Annotated in this window: 6 protein-coding genes and 1 pseudogene; 4 read left to right on the top strand and 3 right to left on the bottom strand. The window is 69.9% G+C overall.

Features of this window, described 5'->3' with window-relative positions; translation table 11 throughout:
* The 3 genes from D7V93_RS36835 to D7V93_RS36825 all read left to right on the top strand — a co-directional run.
* The coding region (locus D7V93_RS36835; RefSeq protein ID WP_120647804.1) for a hypothetical protein at positions 1-810 on the top strand (810 nt) is incomplete at its 5' end.
* Entirely contained in the window at positions 807-1,646 is an 840-nt protein-coding gene (locus D7V93_RS36830) for an HAD-IIB family hydrolase (protein WP_120647803.1), read from the top strand. The genes D7V93_RS36835 and D7V93_RS36830, both read left to right, overlap by 4 nt.
* Positions 1,643-2,839 carry a class I SAM-dependent rRNA methyltransferase gene (locus D7V93_RS36825; protein WP_120647802.1) on the top strand — a complete coding sequence of 399 codons (1,197 nt, stop codon included), beginning with the start codon at positions 1,643-1,645 and terminating at the stop codon, positions 2,837-2,839. The genes D7V93_RS36830 and D7V93_RS36825 overlap by 4 nt, the downstream gene beginning before the upstream one ends.
* Before the next feature lie 58 nt (positions 2,840-2,897).
* Here D7V93_RS36825 and D7V93_RS36820 read toward each other — a convergent pair whose 3' ends face one another.
* From D7V93_RS36820 to D7V93_RS36810, 3 genes are read right to left on the bottom strand one after another with little or no spacing between them, the layout of a single operon-like run.
* A complete protein-coding gene (locus tag D7V93_RS36820; RefSeq protein ID WP_120647801.1) occupies positions 2,898-3,404 on the bottom strand; it encodes a hypothetical protein in 507 nt (168 codons plus the stop codon).
* Between the two features lie 7 nt (positions 3,405-3,411).
* The gene (locus D7V93_RS36815; protein WP_120647800.1) at positions 3,412-3,837 is read right to left on the bottom strand and encodes a hypothetical protein; all 426 of its coding nucleotides are present in this window, start codon (positions 3,835-3,837) and stop codon (positions 3,412-3,414) included.
* Positions 3,838-3,865: 28 nt separating this feature from the next.
* Positions 3,866-4,819 (bottom strand): alpha/beta fold hydrolase, encoded by a 954-nt coding sequence (locus tag D7V93_RS36810; protein ID WP_120647799.1) that lies wholly within the window; start codon positions 4,817-4,819, stop codon positions 3,866-3,868.
* Positions 4,820-5,012: 193 nt separating this feature from the next.
* Between D7V93_RS36810 and D7V93_RS47045 the strand changes: the two are divergent.
* Positions 5,013-5,430, top strand: a pseudogene (locus D7V93_RS47045) (hypothetical protein); the annotation flags it as partial.

Below are 5,430 nucleotides of genomic sequence, written 5' to 3'. Positions count from 1 at the left end.
GCCCTGCTCCAGGAGGGGATGGCGAAGCTGGCCCAGAGCATCACCCAGCTGGGCGAGGCCATGCGCAACCCGGCCGTGGTGAGCGACCGCTGGCAGCTGTTGGCGGAAATCCAACGCTTCCGCTCCAACTACCGCGAGCAGATGAGCCAGCTCGTCTTCGAGTCCGCGAGCGCCTTCGGCGAGGTGTCCCGCGCCCAGGTGGTGCCGGGCTACGAGGCGGAGGTGAAGGCGGCGGTGACCGTGCGGGCCATCACGTCCGACCTGTCGCGCATCGTCGCGGCGCGGCTCGGAAAGGTGCGCGAGGCGAAGCCGGAGGAGGTGCTGTGGAACGCGCAGCAGCTCCAGACGGAGCTGGACGCCTTCGGCCGCACCGCCGCGTACCGGAACCTGCGCGCGCAGGACAAGCGCAAGATCGTCGAGGCCCGCGCGGAGGTGGGCGCGCTCGCCATCCAGACGACCCCGGACCGGCAGGAACTGGTAACGGTGGCCGAAGCCCTGGACGAACTGGTGCGCAGCCTGTCCTCCGTGAACCAGCGCCAGCTCCTCATCCTGCACGACCGCGAGGTGTGGGCCGCGTGCGGCGTGCGCCTGGAGCGCGCCCTCACGCAGTCGACGAAGGATCCGGTCGCTTCGGCGAAGGCCCTGGCGGAGGCCGCGGTCAGCGCCCAGTCGCTCTACGGACGCGACGCGACGATGGACGCGTTCCTGCGCAAGGCGCGCAAGCTGAAGCTCGCCACGCTCACCGGCCCGGAGCTGCGCGCCACCATCGAGTCGTTCCAGGGGCAGCTCGCGCAACTGGACGTGATGTGAAGGCCGGTCCGAAGAAGGTCGCGGAGCCGCGCCCCTTGAGGAGCGCGGACCTGTCCGCCGTGCGCGGCGTCTTCACCGACGTGGACGGCACGCTCACGACGGGCCACAAGCTGCGCAGCCAGACGGTGCGGGCGCTCGAACAGCTGTCCGCCTCCGGCCTCAAGGTGGTGCTGGTGAGCGGCCGGCCGGCGGGGTGGGGCGAGGCGTGGGCCCGGCAGCTCCCCGTGGACGGCGTCATCGTGGAGAACGGCGGGTTGTTCTTCCTCAAGGGGAAGAAGGGTGAGCTGCGCAAGGTGTACCTGGAGCCGCCCGCCCAGCGCCTGGCGAACCGCGAGCGGCTGGAGGCGGAGGTGCACCGCGTGCTGGCCCAGGTGCCCGGGGCCCGGCTGTCGGTGGACAGCCGGTACACGGAAGTGGACCTGGCGGTGGACTACAACGAGGAGGCCCGGCTGGGGGACGCGGGGGCATCCCGCATCGAAGCGCTGCTGCGGGCCCGGGGCGTGACGGCGGTGCGCTCGTCGGTGCACGTCAACTGCTGGCTGGGCCGCTTCGACAAGCTCTCCGCGTCGCGCCGCTTCGCGCGGGTGGCGTGGGGCGAGCAAATGGACCCCGGGGACGGGCAGTACGTCTACGCGGGGGATTCTTTCAACGACGCTCCGATGTTCCAGGCGTTCAAGCTGGGCGTGGGCGTGGCCAACGTGCGCGCGGTGTTGGATCGCATCGACGCGCCCCCGGCCTTCATCACCCGGGCGCCCGAGGGGCGGGGATTCGAGGAGCTGGCACGCGCCCTCCTTGCCCGCCGCCGGCCGTCCCGCAGTCGAGGAGTCTCAACGTGAATGTCGTGAAGCTGGAGCTGGCCCGGGGCCTGGGGCGTCACCTGCGCGCGGGCCACCCGTGGGTGTTCCGCAAGGCGCTGGAGCACCCGCCGCGGATCCCCGCTGGCAGCGTGGTGGACCTGACGGAGAACGGGAAGTTCGTCGCGCGCGGGTACTACGATCCGCACTCGGCCATCGCGGTGCGCGTGCTCACGCGGGACTCGCGCGAGACGGTGGACTCACGCTTCATCACCCAGCGGGTGCAGCGTTCGCTGGCCGCGCGCACGGCGCTCATCGACCTGAAGGACACCGACAGCTACCGCCTCATCCACGGCGAGGGCGACGGGCTGCCCGGCGTGGTGGTGGACCTGTACGCGGGCTGGGCGGTGATGAAGCTGTACTCGGCGGGGCTCACCCCCTACCGGCCCCTCATCGTGGAGGCGCTGAAGGCGGGCGTGCCGGGCCTGAAGGGCATCATCGGGCGCGACGAGGTGGGCCGCGACGACGTGGAGGAGGACGACGGGCGCGGCACCGGGCGCATGCTTTGGGGCGAGGAAGCGCCGGAGCTCATCCCCATCCGCGAGCGCGGCGCCATCTTCCTGGTGGACGCGTGGCGCGGACAGAAGACGGGCTTCTTCCTGGATCAGCGCGAGAACCGTCACCTCATCCGCCGGCTGGGGCAGGGGCGCGAGGTGCTCAACTGCTTCAGCTTCAGCGGCGGCTTCTCCGTGAACGCGGCGCTGGGCGGGGCGAAGAGCGTCTTCTCCGTGGATCAGGACCCGGAGGCCATCGCGCTCGCGCGAGAGAACTTCACGCGCAACGGGCTGCCGGCGGAGAAGCATGACTTCCTCGCGGCGGATGTCTTCACCATCATCCAGTCGTTCAAGGAGGAGGGCCGGACGTTCGACCTCATCATCCTGGACCCGCCCGCCTTCGCGAAGAGCCAGCGCGCGGTGGAGGCCGCCATCGACGGCTACGCGTCCCTCAACCGGCAGGCCCTGGCGCTCCTGCGTCCCGGCGGCCTCCTGGCCACGGCGTCGTGCTCCGCGCGCGTGAACGGGGACATGTTCATGGGCGCCGTGCGCGAGGCGGGCTTCAAGGCCGGCGTGGACCTGGCGCTGGTGGAGGAGCGCTACCAGCCGCCCGACCACCCGGTGCGCCTGCAGTTCCCGGAAGGCAAGTACCTGAAGTTCTACGTGATGCAGGCGGTGTAGCGAGGCCTCCCGCGGATGGGGGCGCCCGGGGTGGGGCGCCTTCCCGCGACGCGGGGCTTCAGGTGCCGAACACGCGGTGCGCCACGCGGTCCAGCACGTCCTTGCCCCAGATGACGCTGGCCTTGCCCAGTCGCTCCAGGTCGCGCGTGAACTGGCGGCCGTCGGGCATCACCGTGTACGTGCGGCTGAGGAAGAGGCTTCCGCTCTCCGGCTCGAAGTCGACGGTGCCTCCGCCGGTGTCCGTGCCCTCGTCCTGCTGCTGCCGGAAGCCCTCGATGATGCCGGGCTTGGGCGGCTCGCGGAACCGGTAGATGAGGGCGCTGGCCTTGAGCGAAGGGGGGGACTCGATGTGCTCGAAGGCGTACTGCCCTTCGCCGTTCATCGCGCCTCCGAAGCCCTCCGCGTTGAGGCCCTCGGTGATGCCGGCACCCTGCGTCTGCAGGTACCACTTCACCAGCTCCCGGGCTGCCTCGCGCGTCATGGGCCCCCCAGCGGGAGGCGCAGGAGGCGCCATCCCGATGGTGGCCAACAGCCACTGCAGTCCGTTGGAGAGGGAACGACTCATGGCGTGATCACTTCGCGGGGACGACGCGATCCGCGACCCGGTTGAAGACCTCTTCGCCCCAGGTGAGGCTCGCTTCCAGCAACCGGTCGAGGTCGTCCTTGAACTGCTGCTCCGCCGGCAACACCCCGTAGGTGCGGCTCAGGAAGAGGCTCTTGTTCTCGGTCTCGTAGTCCACCTTGCCGCCGCCGGTGTCCGTGCCGCGCTTCTCTTCGTCACGGAACCCGTCGATGACGCCCGCTCGGGGCGCGTCGCGGAAGCGGTAGATGAGGGCGCTGCACTTCAGCGCCCCCGAGTCCGCGGAGTGTTCGAAGTAGACCTGCGACTCGCCGAGGGCGGCGCCGCCAAATCCCTTCGCATTGAGCCCGGAGCCTTCCGTGTCTCCGTGGGCCCTCATGAATGACTGCACCAGTCGCTGGGCTTCTTCGAGCGTCATACGTGCAGTCATAGCACAGCCCTAAGGCTTAGAAATTGCCGGCGCGCGCCTGATCGAACGGGACGCGCTGGTTCAGGTACGTGCTGTTGATGTCGTGCGCGCCCGTGAACATGTTCTTGTCGGAGAAGTAGTGGATCTTCGCGTCCTTGCCCGCGTGGCGGATGAGGTCCAGGGGGCCGGTGCCGCTGGTGCCCAGGCCGACGATGCCGGGGACCATGTCCTTGTTGTTGATGTAGTGCACGTACTGCGGGCCGTCCGGGTAGGTGGCCGCCGCGGCGCCGAAGGTCTCCACCTGCACCTTGGAGAGCTTCTGCTCGATCTGCGCGGGGGACAGCCCGTCTTCGATGCGCATCCGGCGCGCCACGTCACCCAGCGCGCGCGAGGTGATGAGGCCGCCCTGGCTGTGCGCCATCAGGTGGATCTCCCGGCCCGCCTTCAGCTCGTTGTAGACGGTGTCCGCCAGCGTATCCACCGCCGGGTTCTTGCCCTTGCCCAGCTTGTCGCCCACGCACTGGGCCAGGTCCTTGACCATGCCTTCGGTGGCGTTGTGGATGCCGATGGCGCGCATGCCCGTCTTGTCCGCGAGGACCTGCAGCGTCTCTTCCTGGCCCGCCTTGTCCGTCTTGATGCCGTTGACGTAGATGACGGTGCCCTGCGCGTTCGGGTTGTTCTTGGGCGTGTAGGCCGGGACCTGGTTCAGCGGGGTGCTGGCGTCGAACGTCTGGCCGCCGGCGCCCACCAGCTTGCCGTCGAACACCTTGTCCTTGGAGCCCGCGGGAGCCGTGAACACGCCCGTGGGGGCGGCGGTGCGCACCGCGCTGTTCGTCGCGCGCGCGTCAAAGCCGTCCTTCACCTGGTTGGTCGCCTTGGGCGTCGCCACCGGGGCCTGCTTCGCGACGGCCGGCGTGGCGTTGGTCTGCGTCGTCGCCGTGGTGCGCGTGGCGTTGTTGATGGAGTTGCGGCCGCTCCCGATGGTTCCCATGGCTTGAAGCTCCTGCGGATTTCTTGAGGGGGAAAGGACAGCTTGAGGCGTTGATCCATTCTCACCGCAAGCGGCCAAAAGTTGCGAGGGGGCCCCCGAATGTGTGTGACGCGCCGCGCAATGCGTCCGTCAGAGGGAGGACGGACGCGAAGACGGTCCGGCCGCTCCGGGAAGGGCGGATTAAGGTGGTGCCATGGTCCAGAAAGGTCAGTTCCTGGAGCGCTCCACGCTCATCCCGGTGGGGTCCGGAGGGGCGGTTCCGCTGGTGATGGAGGGCACGGTGCACCGGGGGCAGCGCTCGCCGCCGCTGCTCATCCTCCCGCCCCGGCCGGAGGAGGGGGGCGGGATGGACCACGTGCTGGCGGCGGAGGTGGCCTTCGCGGCGGCGCTCGCGTGGGAGAAGGAGAAGAAGTGGAGCGAGGCGGCCCGGGCCTTCGGCGTGTTCGCGGAGACGTACGGCCGTGACTCGCGCTCCACCTCCGCGCAGGTGTACCAGGCCCGCTACCACGAGCTGCTGGCGTACGAGCAACTGAAGAACGCGCGCGAGCAGGAGCGCGTGCAGGGCGTGCTGGTGCGGGCGTGGAACCGGCTGCCGGAGAGCGCGCGCCAGG

Origin of the sequence: Corallococcus llansteffanensis, from assembly GCF_003612055.1 — a bacterium.
Taxonomy (GTDB): Bacteria; Myxococcota; Myxococcia; order Myxococcales; family Myxococcaceae; genus Corallococcus; species Corallococcus llansteffanensis.
The sequence above is the reverse complement of the archived record's forward strand: the minus strand, read 5'-3'. Positions and strand labels throughout refer to the sequence as shown.

What these genes read in the sequence shown, in the direction of transcription:
- D7V93_RS36810 (WP_120647799.1), bottom strand. Translation starts at nt 4,819, where the DNA reads ATGGGAACCATCGGGAGCGGCCGCAACTCCATCAACAACGCCACGCGC.
- D7V93_RS36815 (WP_120647800.1), bottom strand. Translation starts at nt 3,837, where the DNA reads ATGACGCTCGAAGAAGCCCAGCGACTGGTGCAGTCATTCATGAGGGCC.
- D7V93_RS36820 (WP_120647801.1), bottom strand. Translation starts at nt 3,404, where the DNA reads ATGAGTCGTTCCCTCTCCAACGGACTGCAGTGGCTGTTGGCCACCATC.